21 protein-coding genes are annotated in these 17,948 nt (G+C 59.4%); 12 read left to right on the plus strand and 9 right to left on the minus strand.

Annotated elements, in window-relative coordinates; translation table 11 throughout:
- Positions 1-29: 29 nt before the first annotated feature.
- Positions 30-560, minus strand: a complete 531-nt coding sequence (locus tag RY831_RS19110) for a GNAT family N-acetyltransferase (protein ID WP_326507979.1) — start codon at positions 558-560, stop codon at positions 30-32.
- A gap of 3 nt (positions 561-563) precedes the next feature.
- Between RY831_RS19110 and RY831_RS19115 the strand changes: the two genes are divergently transcribed.
- The 6 genes from RY831_RS19115 (at position 564) to nadE (ending at position 3,506) form a co-directional block, all read left to right on the plus strand.
- Complete coding sequence (locus tag RY831_RS19115; protein ID WP_326507980.1) at positions 564-878, plus strand: SDR family oxidoreductase; 315 nt, start codon at positions 564-566, stop codon at positions 876-878.
- Positions 872-1,183, plus strand: coding sequence for a hypothetical protein (locus RY831_RS19120; protein ID WP_326507981.1), 312 nt, complete (start codon positions 872-874; stop codon positions 1,181-1,183). The genes RY831_RS19115 and RY831_RS19120 overlap by 7 nt, the downstream gene beginning before the upstream one ends.
- Before the next feature lie 120 nt (positions 1,184-1,303).
- Positions 1,304-1,588, plus strand: coding sequence for a hypothetical protein (locus RY831_RS19125; RefSeq protein ID WP_326507982.1), 285 nt, complete (start codon positions 1,304-1,306; stop codon positions 1,586-1,588).
- A 280-nt stretch (positions 1,589-1,868) separates the two neighbouring features.
- On the plus strand, positions 1,869-2,087 hold the full coding sequence (infA, locus tag RY831_RS19130) for a translation initiation factor IF-1 (RefSeq protein ID WP_326507983.1): 219 nt from the start codon (positions 1,869-1,871) through the stop codon (positions 2,085-2,087).
- Between the two features lie 7 nt (positions 2,088-2,094).
- Positions 2,095-2,421, plus strand: a complete 327-nt coding sequence (locus tag RY831_RS19135; protein ID WP_326507984.1) for a hypothetical protein — start codon at positions 2,095-2,097, stop codon at positions 2,419-2,421.
- 239 nt (positions 2,422-2,660) lie between these two features.
- Positions 2,661-3,506, plus strand: coding sequence for an NAD(+) synthase (gene nadE, locus RY831_RS19140; protein WP_326507985.1), 846 nt, complete (start codon positions 2,661-2,663; stop codon positions 3,504-3,506).
- Positions 3,507-3,613: 107 nt separating this feature from the next.
- Here nadE and RY831_RS19145 read toward each other — a convergent pair whose 3' ends face one another.
- The 3 genes from RY831_RS19145 to RY831_RS19155 all read right to left on the minus strand — a co-directional run bounded on the left by RY831_RS19145 (position 3,614) and on the right by RY831_RS19155 (position 6,558).
- Positions 3,614-3,865: a hypothetical protein gene (locus tag RY831_RS19145; protein WP_326507986.1), complete on the minus strand. Its 252-nt coding sequence runs from the start codon at positions 3,863-3,865 to the stop codon at positions 3,614-3,616.
- A 61-nt stretch (positions 3,866-3,926) separates the two neighbouring features.
- Positions 3,927-5,147 (minus strand): ABC transporter substrate-binding protein, encoded by a 1,221-nt coding sequence (locus tag RY831_RS19150; protein WP_437126292.1) that lies wholly within the window; start codon positions 5,145-5,147, stop codon positions 3,927-3,929.
- A 124-nt stretch (positions 5,148-5,271) separates the two neighbouring features.
- Positions 5,272-6,558, minus strand: a complete 1,287-nt coding sequence (locus tag RY831_RS19155) for a hydroxymethylglutaryl-CoA reductase, degradative (protein WP_326507987.1) — start codon at positions 6,556-6,558, stop codon at positions 5,272-5,274.
- A 144-nt stretch (positions 6,559-6,702) separates the two neighbouring features.
- Here RY831_RS19155 and RY831_RS19160 point away from each other — a divergent pair, with 144 nt between their 5' ends.
- The 3 genes from RY831_RS19160 (at position 6,703) to RY831_RS19170 (ending at position 10,269) form a co-directional block, all read left to right on the plus strand.
- On the plus strand, positions 6,703-8,127 hold the full coding sequence (locus RY831_RS19160) for an aminotransferase-like domain-containing protein (protein WP_437126293.1): 1,425 nt from the start codon (positions 6,703-6,705) through the stop codon (positions 8,125-8,127).
- 253 nt (positions 8,128-8,380) lie between these two features.
- On the plus strand, positions 8,381-9,643 hold the full coding sequence (locus RY831_RS19165; RefSeq protein WP_326507988.1) for an MFS transporter: 1,263 nt from the start codon (positions 8,381-8,383) through the stop codon (positions 9,641-9,643).
- A 341-nt stretch (positions 9,644-9,984) separates the two neighbouring features.
- A complete protein-coding gene (locus RY831_RS19170) occupies positions 9,985-10,269 on the plus strand; it encodes a hypothetical protein (protein WP_326507989.1) in 285 nt (94 codons plus the stop codon).
- A gap of 132 nt (positions 10,270-10,401) precedes the next feature.
- Here RY831_RS19170 and RY831_RS19175 read toward each other — a convergent pair whose 3' ends face one another.
- The 5 genes from RY831_RS19175 to RY831_RS19195 all read right to left on the minus strand — a co-directional run bounded on the left by RY831_RS19175 (position 10,402) and on the right by RY831_RS19195 (position 15,149).
- Positions 10,402-11,295, minus strand: a complete 894-nt coding sequence (locus RY831_RS19175; protein WP_326507990.1) for a LysR substrate-binding domain-containing protein — start codon at positions 11,293-11,295, stop codon at positions 10,402-10,404.
- Positions 11,296-11,374: 79 nt separating this feature from the next.
- Complete coding sequence (locus RY831_RS19180) at positions 11,375-12,538, minus strand: acyl-CoA dehydrogenase family protein (RefSeq protein ID WP_326507991.1); 1,164 nt, start codon at positions 12,536-12,538, stop codon at positions 11,375-11,377.
- 3 nt (positions 12,539-12,541) lie between these two features.
- Positions 12,542-12,934, minus strand: coding sequence for a cupin domain-containing protein (locus tag RY831_RS19185; RefSeq protein WP_326507992.1), 393 nt, complete (start codon positions 12,932-12,934; stop codon positions 12,542-12,544).
- Positions 12,931-14,166, minus strand: a complete 1,236-nt coding sequence (locus RY831_RS19190; RefSeq protein ID WP_326507993.1) for a CaiB/BaiF CoA transferase family protein — start codon at positions 14,164-14,166, stop codon at positions 12,931-12,933. Before RY831_RS19190 ends, RY831_RS19185 begins: the two co-directional genes overlap by 4 nt.
- Positions 14,167-14,186: 20 nt before the next feature.
- The gene (locus RY831_RS19195) at positions 14,187-15,149 is read right to left on the minus strand and encodes a Bug family tripartite tricarboxylate transporter substrate binding protein (RefSeq protein ID WP_326507994.1); all 963 of its coding nucleotides are present in this window, start codon (positions 15,147-15,149) and stop codon (positions 14,187-14,189) included.
- Between the two features lie 214 nt (positions 15,150-15,363).
- Here RY831_RS19195 and RY831_RS19200 point away from each other — a divergent pair, with 214 nt between their 5' ends.
- From RY831_RS19200 to RY831_RS19210, 3 genes are all read left to right on the plus strand, one after another.
- Positions 15,364-16,017, plus strand: coding sequence for a MarR family transcriptional regulator (locus RY831_RS19200; protein ID WP_326507995.1), 654 nt, complete (start codon positions 15,364-15,366; stop codon positions 16,015-16,017).
- Positions 16,018-16,167: 150 nt separating this feature from the next.
- Positions 16,168-17,190: a glutamine amidotransferase-related protein gene (locus RY831_RS19205; protein ID WP_326507996.1), complete on the plus strand. Its 1,023-nt coding sequence runs from the start codon at positions 16,168-16,170 to the stop codon at positions 17,188-17,190.
- 15 nt (positions 17,191-17,205) lie between these two features.
- Positions 17,206-17,916 (plus strand): MOSC domain-containing protein, encoded by a 711-nt coding sequence (locus RY831_RS19210; protein WP_326507997.1) that lies wholly within the window; start codon positions 17,206-17,208, stop codon positions 17,914-17,916.
- Positions 17,917-17,948 lie beyond the last annotated feature (32 nt).

The raw sequence follows: 17,948 nt of genomic DNA on the forward strand, positions 1-17,948 counted from the left end.
ATGGCACCAGCGGTGGACAGCCGGCATTATCAGCCGGCATTTTCGCCCTGGCGGTCATGCCAGCCGAAGAGTTGCGTGTGCTTGCCATCGTCTTCCAGACGGAGTTCTTCGCGCACCATCCCTGCCTTTAGCAGAACCTTATGCGAAGCCAGGTTCTCCGGCGCGGTGGTTGCAATGACATGGCGCAAACCGAGTACCGCGGATGCATGCTCAAGCATGGCAGCGGCTGCCTCGGTGGCGAGACCCAGGCCCCAGTAGCGGCGCGCTAGCGCGTACTTAATTTCCGCTTCCTCCTGGCCGCCAGGATGCACCAGGCCACAGAAGCCTATGACGCTTCGCGAGCCGCGCTCCACGAGCGCAAACATTCCGTAGCCGCGGACGCGATAGTTGTTGTTGGTAACCTCGAGCCATTTCACGCATTGTTCCCTGGTAATCGGCTGGCCGTCTCCGACCCAGCGCATGGCCTCCGCGTCGCCGTAGATCGCCAGCATGGGTTCCAGGTCCTCAGGTTCGATGCGCCGACAGATCAGGCGCTCGGTTTCGAAAACGATCTTGGACATGGCATGGGTTGGAAGTGGCGAAATCGAGAGAACACGGTTCGTAATCCGGGTTGGCATCAGGCGCATCGCGCTGGCCGATCTTGGCATAGTCTCCGCTTCCTTGAAAAGCTTGGGCGAAACTCCGGCAGCGCACTCAAGTCGAGAATGAAGGAAATGCCTGAAGAAGCACTTGATTTCATGGCGCAATCGCATCCGATGGGGCGTCTCGCGACGCGAGAAGAGGTTGCCAACATGGCTATTTTTCTGCTGTCGGACAAGGCATCGTTTTGTACCGGAGGTTTTTATCCGGTGGACGGCGGTTATACGGCGAGATGGTGAACTGGGCGATTGAATACCTGAGCGCCTCGTTGTTTGAGCGGCTGGCTCCTGACGGCAAGCAGCGAGAGAAGATCGAACGAGCCCACTGCCTTGTGCATCGGAGCCGAATGGAGCAGAGTTCATGGCCGCAGACCGTCGGTTTCGGCATGCGCGCCCTGCCCGCCTTGCAGACCGTCGCATTTACTCCGACATTTCACTGCAATCCAACTGAACGGTGTTGGGCCGTGACCGCCATCCATTTCCCGGCATGTCGCGCTGTTTGCGCCCCTCCTGAAATCCGGGAAATTTTCATTCTAAATCAATGACTTACCCGCCCACTGCCCGGCATCGCGTCGTTGGCACAGCCCCTGCTATACCCTTTTCAAGCGCAATACAACGCTTGAAACGCTGGACCCAACCGACCCTTACCATTCAGGAGAATCGCCATGAAAGCACTGTCCATCAAAGACCTGTCCCTTACTTCCGAACTCGACGCCCGCGCCATGACTTCCGTTCGTGGCGGTACTGGCTACGCCAAGATGCCTTCCCTCTTCGTCGGCCCGCTGGCCAGCTTCTCCAGGCATGAACTCAACTTCGGCGCCGGCCAATTGCTCGGTCAGGAGCAGAACACCCTGGTCAATAACGGCAACAACGTCGCCTTCGCCTCCGGCATCAAGTCCAATGTGAACCCGACCCAGACCGGCAAGAACACCATCAACTTCATGTCGTAAGCAGGTTCCGTGATCGGCCGCCGCTGGAGGCCTCGCCTCCGCCGGCGGCCTTGCAGCTTTACCCATTCTAAACGCCCATTGATGGAATCTCTTACCGCATGAATTCCTGAATGCAAGTCGCCTGGATGCGTCTATATGTTCTGTACGCATATCATTGATTAAAGCAGAATCACCCTCACCTGCTAAACTCTCGTTAGCGGCACGATCCGGAACAATTTGCGTCACCAGGCAGCCGGATCATGCAGGCTCGGGCATGCAATCCATACACTTAAGGAAATCAATGGCAAAAGACGACGTTATTCAGATGCAAGGAAAGGTTCTTGAAAACCTTCCAAGTGCAACATTCAGGGTAGAACTGGAAAATGGGCATATGGTGCTGGGCCATATATCGGGAAAGATGCGCAAGAACTACATCAAGATCTTGCCTGGCGACAAAGTGACCGTGGAAATGACCCCATACGACCTCACCAAGGCGCGAATCGTTTTCCGCACCAAATAACCGGGAAGTGACCCTCCAAACCATGTTCAAGAAAACCAAGGGTGGCTCCAGCTTCAAGAATACCCGGGTGTCATCCGGCGACGCCGAGAAAAAACAGCTTCTCGAAGAACTGGGATACACCTTTGACAGCGTGACCAAAAAATCGGGCTGGAGCTGGAGCACCTCCACCGGAGGTTCCGGCCAGAATCAGCCCACCGAAGCAGATGCAATCGCCGATGCCTGGCTGGATGCCGGCGAACGCACCCAGGCGGCAATGAACATACCTGCCGCCACTTGGGAACGGATGAGCAGCAAGGAGCAGGCTGAACTGGTCAGCGAGGCGTTAAGCGGCTGAAATTCGTCTATCGGAAGCATTGCAATGCCTGCGATGCTCTCCCGGAGAGCGCCGTGACGAAGTGCGGCAACAGCATGGAAAGCAAGAAGACCAAACAGGCCATACGGCCATCTGGTCTTTCGTTGCCTGAGCCGACTCACCGCCAAACGCAAACTTGACAAACTTAGACCCACGCCAAGGTCTGGCCGGCGAGCCGCCATTACCATCTGGAGTCTCGCTCCATCAAGATGAGGACTCGCATGGCTCAATCCGACTACACGCAAGCGCAGCGGCAGATCATTGCTGCTCTGGATGTTGCTCCGCAATTCGATGTTCAAAAAGAAATTAAGGATCGAGTTGCCTTCCTTCACGAGAAAATGCAGGCCAGCGGCATGCGCACGCTGGTGCTGGGAATCAGCGGCGGGGTCGATTCGCTGACTGCCGGGCTTCTTGCGCAGCACGCGGTACGCCAGGCACGTGAGCAGGGCCAGGACGCGGCTTTCATTGCCATGCGCCTGCCATACGGTGTGCAGCGCGACGAGGACGATGCACAGCATTCGCTGGATGTGATCAAACCGGACCAGGTGCTGACCGTCGATATCAAGCCTGCCAGCGATGCCATGCTGAGCGCCATCAAGGCCTCTGGCCAAACATTCCAAAGCGCCGCCCAGGAGGATTTTGTTCTTGGCAACATCAAGGCTCGGCAACGCATGATCGCCCAATACGCAGTGGCGGGCGCCATGCGCGGGCTGGTCATCGGCACTGACCAGGCCGCCGAGGCGCTGATGGGATTCTTCACCAAGCATGGCGATGGGGCGGCAGACCTGACTCCCCTCACCGGACTCAACAAGCGCCGGGTACGCGCACTTGCCGCAGCGTTGGGAGCGCCTGACTCGCTGGTGTTCAAGGTACCCACGGCCGACCTCGAGAATCTGGCACCGCTCAAACCCGATGAGGATGCATTCGGGGTGAGCTATGAAACCATCGACGATTTCCTCGAGGGCAAGGCGATCGCCGCCGGCGATGCCGAGATCATCCTGCGCCAGTACGGCGTGACAGCCCACAAGCGAGCCCTTCCCGCGACTCCCTATGCTCCGAATCCCTGAGGGACTGTCTTAGGGGCGATTTATTGCGGGGTCGAACGCGCTGCCGCAACCAGCGCTCGAGCGGAGCTCAGCAGGGTCTCTGTTGCTTCTTCGGGTGCAAGCAACTCCTAACTGACGAATGCACCGCTCACCAGCACGGCCAGTTGGGCGGCAAGAGCGCCGGGCCTTGCCACGTCCAGGCGACGGGCAAGGCCGGCAAGCCGTTCAGGCGGCGCATGCATATGGGAGCGCCCCCGAGCCGGATGGTTGTGCTCCGCAAATTCCGCCGCCACATTGATCTGCGGACAGCCACGGTAATTCGAGCGCGACAGCCGTTCTACAAAAATGAGACCAGCCTCCATGGAGTGAAAGCGGGCCATGCTTGCCCTGCGGCGGTTCGATCAACCAGATGACCTGGGCTACGAGGCAATACCCGGGAATTTATTTCTTCACCAGGACGCACTTGCTGTCGGCAAGTGGAGTAAATGCCTGGTCGCCGGGAATTGTCGCGACGGTCTTCAGGTAGTCCCAGGGCTTCGCCGATTCACCCGGGGCTTTCACCTGCATCAGGTACATGTCATGAACATAGCGTCCGTCCTGCCGTATCGTTCCCTTGGCATAGAAATCATCCAGCTTCATCTTCTTCAGTTCGGACATGACCTTGTCGGCATCGTCCGTGCCCGCGGCCTGGACGGCCTTCAGATAGTTGGCGGTCGCGGAATAGTCCGCGGCCTGGTGGGAGCTCGGCATCTTCTTCATCTTCTGGAAGAAGCGATTGGCAAATTTGCGCGATGCCTCGTCCTTGTCCCAGTACCAGCTGTCAGTCATCAGTAATCCCTGTGCCACGGGCAGTCCCAGGCCATGGATGTCATTGATGGTCATCAGCAGGCCGGCGATCTTCATGTTCTTCGTCAGCCCGAAATCGGCTGCGGCCTTGATCGAATTGATCGTGTCGGTTCCCGCGTTGGCCAGGCCGAGCACCTGGGCTTTCGATGCCTGGGCCTGGAGCAGGAACGCCGACATGTCGTTCGCGTTCGGCGGATGCTTGGCCGAGCCCACCACGGTTCCACCGCTGGACTTGATGACGGCGCTGGTGTCATTCAACAGCGAGTGGCCAAACGCATAATCGGCGACAAGGAAGTACCAGCTCTTTCCACCCTGCGCAACAACCGCCGAACCGGTGCCCTTGGCCAGCGCGACGGTGTCGTATTCATAGTGGACGGTATACGGCGTGCATTCCTCGTTGGTGAGCCGCGCGGTCGCCGCACCGATGTTGAAATAGACACGCTTCTTGTCGGCGATCACCTTGTTCATCGCCAGGCCCGCCGCCGAATTGACGCCGCCAACAAGCATCTTCAACTCCTGCTGGTCTATCCACTCGCGCGCCTTGGCCGCCGCCGTATCGGCCTTGTTCTGGTGGTCTGCCGACAGCACTTCGATTTTCCTGCCGAGCACCGTGCCGCCCGCATCTTCCACCGCCATTCTGACGGCTTCCAGGCCGCCTGCGCCATCGGTATCCGCATAGGCGCCGGACATGTCCGTGATGAACCCGATACGGAACGGTTCACCCTGGGCCTGTGCCGCCGCATGGCCGAATGCGCCGATCAGGGCAGCCGCCGCGATGGCCTGCATGCCAAGCTTCTTGCACGATGTGTTTTTCATTGTCTGTCTCCATGAATGGATGGTTATAGACCCGCTACGCGGGTTCGGTGCGACATTTTTCTTGTTCCGATTCTGGTTCGACGCGGCTCACGTCTACCCGGGGTTGTTCCCCGAAGGTCTTCCGTCATTGCTTGCGCAACTCGTTCAGCAAGGCCAGCGCGCGATCCGTACGGACATCGTTCTCCGCCGCCATGCGCTTGGCGACGATATCGATTTCCTCGCCGACGGCGCCGGCAACCAGCGCGATATTGCGTGCATGCAGTGCCATGTGACCACGCTGAATGCCTTCGGTCGCCAATGCGCGCAGTGCGCCGAGATTCTGCGCCAGGCCGACCGCGACGACGATCTCCGCCAGCTCCTGGGCCGACTTCACATCCATCAGCTTGAGCGCGAGACGGGCCAGCGGATGCGTCTTGGTCGCGCCTCCGACCAGGCCGACCGGCATGGGCATTTCGACGGTACCGACCAGGGCGCCGCTCTTGTCCTTCTCCCAGTGCGTGAGCGAGGTGTAACGGCCGCCGCGGCAGGCATACGCGTGAGCGCCGGCCTCCACCGCGCGCCAATCATTGCCGGTTGCGACAATCACGGGATCGATGCCGTTCATGATGCCCTTGTTGTGGGTCGCCGCGCGGTAGGGATCGATAGCGGCAAAAACATAGGCATCGAGTACACCTTCGATGATTTCCTCGCCGCTGCGCTCCTTGGTCCTCAGCACTTCCGGTGTAATGCGCGCACGGGCACGCGCCAGGCGCAGGTCCGCCAGGTTGGACAGGATGCGCAGGCGGACCGAACCGCCAGTCAGCTTCTCGACCAGCGGCGAAACCGCTTCCGCCATCGTATTCACCGTATTGGCGCCCATGGCGTCGCGCACATCGACAATCAGGTGCATCACGATCATGGGCCCACGCGCGGTGTCGGGAAACACATGCACCTCGATATCGCGGCAGCCGCCGCCGAGTTCGCGCAGCACCTTGTCGCGACTGTTGGCCACTTCGAGAATGTCGTCACGCCGCTTGAGCAGGGCTTGGCGGGCGCCGTAAGGATCGCTAATCCCGAGAACCTGCACCTGCGCGCGCATCAGCGGTCCGGTACTCGAGGCCTCGAAGCCGCCGCACTCACGGACGAGCTTGGCCATGAAGGAGGCGGCGGCCACCACTGACGGTTCTTCCACCACCATGGGAATCAGGTAATCCCGGCCGTTCACCTCGAAGTTGCCGGCGACGCCGAACGGCAGTTCGAAAGTGCCGATGACGTTTTCGATCATGCCGTTGGCCCGGTCGACACTCAGCGCGCCCGGCTTCGCAATGAGTGCAATCTCCTCTTGCGTCAGATTGGCTGCCCTCGCGATATGCTCGACGCGCTGCTCCGGCGTCAAGCCGCGAAAATTGGGAAGGCGAGAATCGATTGCCATGCGTGTCTCCAGTTATAAGTCATGCTGTTTGATTGATGGAATGGCTACAATGTAGGCTGACTGTACCAATTACTAAAGGTACAGTTTGGCGGGACAGTGATGGTACGGCTGCACGCCGTGTGTTCAGATCCGATGGAGTTATCTATGCCCGACAACATGATTTCCGCAGCCCTCTCTTCCAAGCCGCTGCCGATTCCGATGCTGCTGGCCAATGAAATCGAGCGGCAGATCCGGGAAGGCGCTTACCGCGTGGGCGACAAGCTGCCTTCCCTGCGGGAACTCGCCGCGCTCCACCAATATGCGAAAAACACCGTGGTTGCCGCGTTCGAGATCCTGGTCTCGCGCGGGCTGGTGGAGCCGCGCCGGGGATCCGGCTACTACGTGCTTGCCAAGCCGCAGCCCCGGCGGGCCGAAGAAACCGACTCGCTGGGCCGCGCAATGGACATCGTTTGGCTGATGCGGGAGCAGCTCAAGCATGAACCCGGCACGCTGGCGGTCGGCGACGGCTTTCCGCCCATCGAATGGCTGACGGACGTACGCCTGGACAAATACCACCAAAAAGTTGTCAGAACCGGACTGGGATCGCTGTTTCGCTATGGCAGCCGGTTCGGCTACCCGCCGCTGCGCGAACAGCTGGTACGCAAGCTGAGCGACTTCGGCATTGGAGTGGAGCCGCGCCAGATTGTCCTGACCCACGGGGCAAACGAGGCAATGGACATGGTAATCCGGTACTTTCTGCCGCCGGGCGCCACCGTGCTGGTGGACGATCCCGGATACTATCCCCTGTTCGGCAAACTGAAGCTGGCCGGTGCGCGCGTCTTCGGCATACCAAGGTTGACGGACGGTCCTGACCTGGAAGTGCTGGAGAACCTGCTGGTGCGCGAAAAGCCGCGGCTGTTTTTTACGCAATCGCTGGCGCACAATCCTACCGGCTCGGATCTCTCGCGTGCTAAAGCCTTCCGCATGCTGCAGCTCGCGCAGAAGCACGATGCGCTGATCGTTGAAAACGATCCGCTCGCCGATTTCAAGCCCGTGAGCGCTACCCGCCTGTCCTCGCTCGACCAGCTGGAAAGAACCATCTACATCGGGAGTTTTTCCAAGTCGTTCTCCGCATCGCTGCGGGTCGGTTTCATCGCCTGCGGTGCGGATCTGGCCGGCGACCTGGCCGACTTGAAAACGCTCATTCATGTGAACAGTTCCGAGTACTGCGAAAGGACCATCGACGTAATCCTGCGGGAAGGTCATTACCAGCGACACCTGAGCCGCTTGCGGAGCCGGCTCGGCGAAGCCACTGGCAAAGCATCGATGCTGCTCGAATCTTTCGGTGCCGAAGTGTTTGCGAAACCGCACCAGTCTCTCTATCTGTGGGCTGCGTTTCCATCGATAGACGATTCACTGCGGCTTGCCGAGGAACTGCTGCAACAGAAGATCGTGATGGCACCGGGCAGGATTTTTGCCGTGGATTCGGCAAAAATTTCCCGCTGGTCACGCTTTAATGTCGGTGCGGTGCTGGATCCCCGGCTGGGAGACGCTCTCCTGACGGTCGCGAACATCGCAAGAAGACCTTGAAGGCGGGACCGGAACCATCAACCGATCGATGACTGGTCGACAGCCCAGCCGCATTTTTTCTTTCCATCGTCCCTGATCCTGCCCGGCACTTCCGTCGACCGCTTAGCCATCCGGCATCCAGATCGTTAACAGTTGCGCGGCATTCCATTAAATCAAGCCAGGTCCGGTTGAAATGCGAGATACTGCGGTTAGCGAATTGATCGGATTGACAGCAATCAGTCCGGCCGGATGAAGGATGCAAAGGACAATAACGATGGCAACGGGCATAGCGGGGAAAAAGCGGTATTTCGGATGGAACATTGTGGCGGCGGCAACATTGCTGACCCTATTGACCGTAGGCATGCGCCTGGGGATCGGCCCCTTCTTCCTGCCGATGGCCCAGGACCTCGGCTTCAGCCGCAGCCTCCTTGCAAGCATCGTCGCGGTCGGCATGCTTTTCTATGGCTTGGCCATGCCTCTTGCCGGATACCTGGTCAGCCGCTGGGGAACGCGCTCCGTGCTTCTCCTCGGCACCGTGATCGTCGTCGCGTCCACCTTCTGGACGGTGGCGGCCAGAACGCCATTGTCATTCCTGCTGTCTTTCGGCGTGCTGCTGTCGGTCGGGCTCGCATTCACCAGCCCGGTGGCGCTTACGCCGGTCATCAGCCGCTGGTTCACGCGCCAGCGCGGAACCGCCCTGTTCTTCCTTTCGACCGGATCCATGGCCGGCATGGCATTCATGACGCCGGTCCTGACCTACACCATCGAAGCCTACGGCTGGCAGGCGACGCTGCTCGGCTTTGCGGCGGCCTTTGTGCTGGTGACGGTGCCTTCCGCCCTGTTCATCATGCGCGACAGCGCGCCTCCGGACACGGACCTCCTGCCGGGGCAGATTGCGGCGAAGGATGCATCGAAAGCCGAACCGGCCGACACTCTGGCCTTCGGGGAAGCGGTGCGAACTGCGCCGTTCTGGAAAATCTTCCTGGGACTGTTCGCCTGCGGCTTCAGCATGAACCTGCTCGGCACGCATGGCGTGCCGATGCTGATGGATCATGGCTTCGATGCGATGACGAGTTCGTCCGGCATCGGCGTGATCGGCCTGGTAGCGATCGTCGGCACGATGGTGCTCGGGCGCCTGTCCGACCGGCTGCCGCGGCGCAATATCCTGTTCGCCATCTACTTCATCCGCGGATTGGGATTTTTCGCGCTGCTGGTGGTAGGCACCCATTGGGAACTTTATGCGGCGGCGGCCATTGGCGGACTGGTATGGGCCGGAAGCATCGCCACCTCATCCGCCATCCTCGCGGATGTCTATGGTGTCCGGCTCGTCGGTGTGATGTATGGATGGGCCTACCTGGGCCACCAGATCGGTGCGATGCTCAGCTCCTGGCTTGGCGGCTGGGGTTACGAGGTGTATGGCACCCACTGGATCGCCTTCGGCGCTTCCGGGATATTGCTGCTGATGGCCGCCTTCCTGTCGCTTCGTTTGCCGGATCGCGGCTTCGTGCTGCGGCAGCCTCGCATGGCTCAGGCTTAGCATCAGCGGCGCGGGGGTCCCTCTCGCTCCGCATTTCATCGATTGGTCTTCATCGAAAGACCTTCATCGATTACGAAGACGGTTCAAGCTGTCGCGTCATATCCAACACTCGGCTCCGATCCGACTGTGCAGTGCCGGTTCGGCGCCGCCATTTTCGTTGCGGCATATTTCACCATGACCGCATAATCTCGCCCGCCGATCACGAAAACCCTTGATAAATCAAGGCGTTGAAGCCATTCCCATCCGCCTTGCCGACGCTGGCACAGCCCCTGCTATATCTCCTTCAAGCGCAACAAGCGCTTGCCACCCTTCCCAACCAGCCTCACCTCAGGAGAATCACCATGAAAGCACTGTCCATCAAAGACCTGTCCGTTTCCAAAGACCTCGGCGCCAAAGACATGACCTCCGTCCGCGGCGGTACTGGCTACGCCAAGATGCCTTCCCTCTTCGTCGGCCCGCTGGCCAGCTTCTCCAAGCATGAACTCAACTTCGGCGCCGAGCAATTGCTCGGCCAGGAGCAAAGCACCCTGGTCAATAACGGCAACAACGTCGCCTTCGCCTCCGGCATCAAGTCCAATGTGAACCCGACCCAGACCGGCAAGAACACCATCAACTTCATGTCGTAAGCAGGTCCCGCGATCAGGCGCCAGTGGAGGCCTCGTCTCCACTGGCTGACTTGGAGACATGTCGTCATGCAGCTACCCGAACAATGCCAATGAACACCGGAACGATGACGGGGTAACAAGCATGCGATGCAGTCACATGCCTTGGTCCGACAATCCTGCGCTAGCAACATCAAGGAAAAACTGGAATGCAGGCGTCCTGCTCTCCGGGCTCCATACCAGGTGCGCCGCCGACACCGCGCGAGCGTCCGATATCGGCACAAACCGGGCGCCGGCAATGGCGGACCGTGTCAGCGATTGCGGCACGATCGACACGCCCAGGCCGTTGGCCACCAGCGCAGTGATGGTGAGCCACTGGCGCGCCGCATAACGGGTTTGCGGCTCGAAGCCCGCCTGCCTGCAGACCGCGATCACGTTGTCGTAGTTGGCCGGCGAGATCTCGCGCGCAAACATGATGAAGGGACTGCCGACCAGCTCCTTCAATGCAATCTTCTTTCGATGCGCAAGCGGATGCGAATCGGGAAGGCAGCACACAAAAACGTCCTCGAGCAGCGCCAGTCCCTCCAATCCCTCCGGAACATGCGGCGTATTGATGAAACCGGCATTGAGCTGACCGTGCCGCAGACCCTCTATCTGTTCCATCGAGGATTGTTCTCGCAGTGTCACTTCGATCCCGGGATGCCGTTCGATGAAGGAGGAAACTATGCGAGGCACGTGCCGGTACACCATTGAGCCGGTAAATCCGATGTCGAGCCGACCCAGGTTGCCCGACGCGACCGAACGCGCGGTGTCGTTGGCGCGTTCGATCCGGTCGAGAATGGCCCGGGCTTCGACATGATATGCGGCACCCGCCTCGGTCAGGGCGACCCGCTTGTTGTCGCGCTCGAACAGTTGGATGCCCAGTTCCCTTTCAAGCGACTGGATTGCAAAGCTCAACGGCGGCTGGGTGATCGCCAGGCGCAAGGCTGCCCGGCCGAAGTGCAATTCTTCGGCCAGGGCGACGAAATAGCGCAAGTGCCTGAGCTCCATGGATCTCCAGGTAGTAAAGCTTCTTACGGATCAGGACCGGTTGCGCGCCGTCCAAGGCTCTTCGAAGACGGTTCTCAACTCAGTACGACTTTGCAAGACCAAGCACCTTCTCCGCGATGAAGCAAAGGATGAGTTGCGGGCTGACGGGCGCGAGTCTCGGAATCCATGATTCTCGCAGATAACGCTCCACATGGTACTCCTTCGCATACCCCATGCCGCCGTGCGTGAAAATCGCATTTTCGCAGGCATGGAAGCAGGCTTCCGCGGCAAGATATTTGGCGGCGTTGGCCTCGGCAGCGCATGACCTGCCGGCGTCGTAAAACGATGCAGCCTTGAATACCATCAGATTTGCCGCTTCCAGTTCCATCCAGGACTTGGCAAGCGGATGCTGGATGCCCTGGTTCTGGCCTATCGGCCGGTCAAAGACGATGCGCTCCTTGGCATACTCCGCCGCGCGGCGCAGCGCAGCCCTGCCCAGGCCGACGGCTTCGGATGCAATCAGGATGCGCTCGGGGTTCAGGCCATGGAGGATGTAGCTGAATCCCTTGCCTTCCTCGCCGATGCGGTCTTCCACCGGGATACGAAGACCATCGATGAATACCTGGTTGGAATCGACCGCCTTGCGGCCCATCTTTTCAATTTCGCGCACTTCCACGTGCCTGCGGTCGAGGTCGGTGTAGAACAGCGACAAGCCGTCAGTGCCCTTCGCCTCCTCGATCGGCGTGGTGCGCGCCAGCAGCAGCATCTTGTCGGCCACCTGCGCCGTCGAAATCCAGACCTTCTGGCCCGTGACGACGTAATGGTCGCCGTCGCGGACCGCCTTCGTCCTGAGCTTGAGCGTGTTCAGGCCGGTATTGGGCTCGGTCACCGCGAAGCAAGCCTTGTGGCGGCCTTGGATCAGCGGCGGCAGCCAGCGCTGCTTCTGTTCATCGGTGCCGAACACGACCACCGGATGCAGACCGAAGATGTTCATGTGTACCGCCGAGGCACCGGACAGGCCCGCGCCGGTGCCGGCGATGGTCTGCATCATCAGCGCGGCCTCGGTAATTCCCAAGCCGGCACCGCCATAGGCTTCCGGCATGGCGATGCCCAGCCATCCGGCCTCGCCCAGCGTGCGATGGAAATCTTCCGGAAAGACGCCATCCCTGTCCCGGGCCGCCCAATACTCATCGTTGAAAGGCAGGCACAATTTTTCAATGGCATCCCTGATCTGCTCCTGGTTTTCATTCAGCATGAAATCCATCGTCTAGGCCTTTTCCCCGCTGCCGCCGGTCCGTGCATTGGCTTCGGCATAGGGCGGGCTGTAGATCACGAGCACCTTTGCCGGCTGCTCGCTGGTGACGGTAAAGACATGCATCGCATCGGCCGGAAAGAAACAGGCATCGCCCGGTTGCATTTCAAAGGCTTCGCCGCCGACTTCGGCGCGCGCGCTTCCCTCCAGCAGATAGCAGACCTGTTCGATTCCAGGATGGGCATGCGGCAAGGCCCCGCCATTGCGCTCGATGACGCCGAGCACCACTTCAACATGTTTGGCGCCCACGTTTTCGGCACCGATCAGGCGGCGGTTCAGGGTGCCGGTATGATTGGCCGGGGAATAGCCGGGCGCTTCGCCGGCTCGCACCAGGTATCGGTGGGTCATTCGCTTCTCTCCTTGACAGTGGAACCGCATGCGGTCACGCCGGCATGCATCAAATGCTCGATTTCTTGAGCGGTATAACCGGCCTCGGCCAGGATGTCGGCGGAATGCTGGCCGAGTTGCGGCGCCGGCGCGACATCGGAATCCGGCACGGTGTGCGACCATGCCACCGGATTGCCGGCGGTGTTCAGCTTTCCTTCGGTGGGATGCTCGACGCTGCGGATGAAACCGGTCTGGCGAAGATGAACGTCTTCCAGAAGGTCGGCCGGAGAATTCATGGGCATGTTGGGAATATCCGCGCCGTCCAGCAGCGAACGCCATTCGGCAGTCGTCTTCTCCAGCATCAATGCGGCGACTTCGGCATACACCGCATCGATATGTGCGGCGCGCATGCCGTGCGTGGCAAAGCGCTGATCCTGCGTGAAACGTTCCGGGGTTCCTAGCGCGGCAAAGAAATTGCGCCAGTGCTTGTCGTTGTATATCAGGACGCACAGGTATCCGTCGCGCGTGCGGTAGGGTCTCCGGTGCGAGGTCAGCAAGCGCGCATAGCCTGCTTCGCCGCGTGCCGGTTCGAAGGACAGGCCCGCGAAATGGTCGCCGAGCACAAGCTGCGCCATCGCTTCGAACATCGGAACGACGACGGCCTGCCCTGCTCCTGTCCTTTCCCGTGCGTACAGTGCCGTCGTGATTGCATACACGGCATGCAGGCCAGTCACCCGATCGCCCATGGTCACCGGTGCATAACAAGGTGTTTCGGACCCGTATTGCTGCATCAGCCAGGGAATTCCGGTAGCTCCCTGGATAAGATCGTCGTAGGCTGCCTTTTCGGCGTACGGGCCTTCCTGGCCAAAGCCGCAGCAACTGACATGGATGATGCCGGCATTGCGCTGCTTCACCGATTCATAATCCAGGCCGAGCCGGGCCACGGCCTGCGGCCTGACATTCGTGATCAGCACATCGGCTTTCTCGGCCAGGCGCAGCACCGCCTCGCGGCCCTGGGGCTGCTTCAGGTCGAGCACGATGCTGCGCTTGCCCTGATTCGCATGCAGGAAGATATGCCCCATGCCGGCATGGCGCATCGGGCCGACATGCCGCATGTTGTCGCCTTCCGGACTTTCGATCTTGATCACGTCGGCGCCAAGGGAAGCCAGTATCTGCGTGGCATACGGCCCCATGATGACCGAGGTCATGTCAAGTATCGTGACGCCCGCAAGCGGACCTGATTGCTTTTTCATGAGTGCGATACCTCAGATGCCTATTCGGGCTGAATTCCAGCCTGCTTGATGAGCGCGCTCCAGTGGTCGCGCTGGGCAACGACATATTTCGCGAATTCCTGAGGGGTTGCCGATGGCCCGACCTGGAAACCTTGCGTGGAAAGCTTGTCCTGCACTTCCTTGTCCGCGAGCACGGCGAGGATTTCGGAATTCAGCCGTTCGACGATGGGCTTGGGCAAGCCTGCGGGGCCCAGTATGCCGTTCCAGGAAGTCAGGTCGAATCCCGGTACCGTCTGCGCAACCGGCGGCACATTGGGCAAAAGTTTGGACGGGGCTGCGGTGGTTACCGCCAGGGTCTTCACCTTGTCCGTCTTGAGCATCGACATGCCAGAGCCGAAATCGACGACATAGAAATCGATCTGCCCGCCGATCAGATCGGTCATCGCCTGCGGACTCGATTTGTAGGGCACCTGCAGCAGCTTGATGTCGGCAAGGCGCTTGATCGTTTCGGTGGCGACCAATGATGTGCTGTTGGGCGTACCGTACGACAGCTTGCCTGGATTGGCCTTTGCATAGTCAATGAATTCCTTGAGCGTCCGCACCGGCAATTTCGGATTGACCACGATTGCGAAAGGCAATTCGCCGACAAGAGTGATCGGCGTGAAATCCTTGACCGGGTCGTAGCGCAAGCTCTTGAACAGGCTGGGATTGGCCGAGTGCGATGTGTTGGTGGTCATCATCAGCGTATAGCCGTCCGGCTTGGCGCCGGCGACGTGCACTGCCGCGATCTGCGCGCTGGCTCCCGGCTTGTTTTCAACGACGATAGTCTGGCGCAGGCGTTCGCCGAGTTTCTGCGCGACCACGCGCGCCACGCCATCGGTGCCGCTGCCCGCGGCGAAAGGCACCACCAGGGTAATCGGCCCGGACGGATAATTCTGTGCCGATGCCGAACCTGCGGCAATCAGCAATCCAATTGCGCCTGCAACTAACATCTTCAGTTTCATTGGTGTCTCCTCGCTTGTCGTGCCCGCTCGATGCGGCGGTGAGGAGATCATTGATCGACGATCGATACAAGTCAAATCGCAAATTTGACTTGTACGATCCAAAAAATGTATCGAACAGCATCTGCGTGATACCGCCCTAACATGACAGCCAGGTCATTCCGGAAAACTTAGTTAGGACTCTTTACTTATTTGCGGACCATGATATTATCCCGGCATGGACATCAAACCTGAAACGCCGTGGGACGGTACACCGGATATTTCGGCGCGCATCATTGTTGCGATCAGCCGGGTCTCCAGTGTGCTGCGGGCGGGCATGTGGGAGTTCGCCACTGCGGAAAACCTGAATCCTACGCAGGCTGAAATCCTGATGTTGCTGAAGGATCGTGTCCATGGCGTCCGGCTTTCGTGGCTTGCGGCCCAGCTGTCGGTGTCATCGGCCAGCGCAAGCGATTCCGTAGCCGCCCTGGTCAATAAGGGCTTGATAAGAAAAGCGCGTGCGGAAGATGACGGCCGCGCAAGTGCGCTTTGGCTGACCGACCAGGGAAAGACGCTGGTGGAAAGAATGACGACCGCACTTGGTTTCGCGGACGATGCGGCGGCCGCGCTGGATCTTGATGTGCAGGGCCAACTCCTGGTTGGGCTGTTCAAGTTGATCGCGGAGCTGCAGAAGACTGAACGATTTCCTGCATTGCGTGCTTGCCTGTCGTGCCGCTATTTCGAGGCGAACGTATTTCCCGACAGTCCGGCCCCGCACCACTGCGCTCTCGTAAAGGCACCCTTACCCATATCGTTTTTAAGAATAGATTGTGCGGAGCATGAACCTGCGGACGCTGTGACGGCGCGGCGTAATTGGGAAATATTCGCTTAATTTTTTTTGCCCAATATATTTAGGACTCCTACTATGTATTACATAGTGGATGCATACGGCTTCCCTTTGCCCATTCGCCAAGGAAGCACGATGTTTCGTACTTGAGATACACATGCGACATCAACATCAACCGTTTAACGGAGAGGTTTCATGAATTGTATTGCGGTCTACCACGTTCCCTTCGAAGACCTGGGTACCTTTGCAGCGCCGGTTATCGATCATGGGTATGAAGTCACCTACCGGCACGCGGGTTCTGCCCCATTGTCCGAGGCGGAATGGCGGGACACTGATTTGATAATTGTTCTCGGCGGTCCCATTGGAGCAAATGACACAGCCGCCTATCCATGGCTCGATGCCGAAATCCGGGGCCTGCAGTCGCGCCTGAAGCTTAAACGCCCAACACTGGGCATCTGCCTCGGTGCGCAGCTCATGGCAGTTGCACTGGGCGGCAAGGTGATGCGCAGGACCGTTGCCGGGGACGCCTCGGCAGTCGAAATCGGTTGGTCAGCGTTAAAGATTAGCGCAGGCGCAGGACTCCTGGAACGGCTGCGCGGTGTACCGGTGCTGCACTGGCACGGCGACAACATCGTGCTCCCGAAAGGCTTGGCGCCGGCCGCAGCCACCGAAGGCACGCCTTGTCAGGCCTTTCACCTTGAGACGCACGCCCTGGGCATCCAGTTCCATGCGGAATTCGAAGCGGGCGCACTCGAGCAGTGGCTGACTGGCCATGCCGTTGAATTGCGACACGCCGGCGTAGATCTGGGGAAGTTGCGTGAAGAGACGCTTCGCCACGGCAGAGCTCTCGATCTGGCAGGCAAGGCATTAATGCGCGACTGGTTGTCGGGTTTTGCCGCAACCACTCAATCGAAAGAGCATCCCAATAAAAGAAATCTTAAGAATATGGAAAATAACGTAACCGGCAAAAGGCCTGTACAGGAACTGCGTGATCCCGTCTTGTATCACGACGGTTGCAATATATGCCTCGATATCGCGCGCGCACTTTCGAGCACCATGCCTTCTCTCAAGGTCGTGGATCTCAAATTGCATCCCGAGATGAAGTCCGATGCAGCTGCGAGAGGCATCGTTGCCTTGCCATGCCTGGTCATCGAAGAAAAGGTACTGCCCATCGCACCGCATTCCGAACTGGCCGATATCGGAACGACCGGCCACTGACACGGGGCGTCATTAATGAGTACCGTCGCTTCGATTGAAATGCTTTTTGTAGGGCGCGTCAAACCGCTGGAGAGAAAGGGCCATGTTGCGGTCCCGAGCGGAATTGTGAAGCAACCCCATCCCGGACCGCTACGAGTGTCCTTCAACGGCGTGGAAGGCGATGAGCAGGGAGACCTGCTTGTCCATGGTGGAGTGGAAAAGGCGATTCATCACTATCCAGCTGACCATTACGAGTTCTGGCGGTCCGTATACCCGAGCAGCGTCGTGCCTCTGGAGCCAGGCGCCTTCGGAGAAAACATATCCACATCGGGCATGACCGAGCACAACGTATGCATTGGAGATATCTACCGGGCCGGCTCCACGCTGCTGCAGATTTCGCAGGGGCGGCAGCCTTGCTGGAAGCTTAACCGTCTTCTTAATGAGCGGGAAGCCGCGCTAATGATGCAGACATCCGGTGCGACTGGCTGGTACTACCGCGTCCTTGAAGAAGGATGGCTGGCAAGGCACGATCGGCTTGAATTGGTCGACAGGCCTTGTCCGGCGTGGACCATGGAGCGGCTGATAAACGCGCTTTTCCCCTTGGATCCGGGAGCACCCGGCTTGCCGGAGGAGTGGCACGAAGCATCAACAATCAAACAGCTGACAGCCAAGTGGCAAACGACATTTGCCCGGCGCGTGCAACTCAATGCTATGGAGGATTGGACGCGCCGGCTTTATGAAGCTTGACCTTATTTATCACGGCTTATACGGCCATGCAA

This window comes from Noviherbaspirillum album (assembly GCF_035916955.1).
Lineage (GTDB): Bacteria > Pseudomonadota > Gammaproteobacteria > Burkholderiales > Burkholderiaceae_D > Noviherbaspirillum > Noviherbaspirillum album.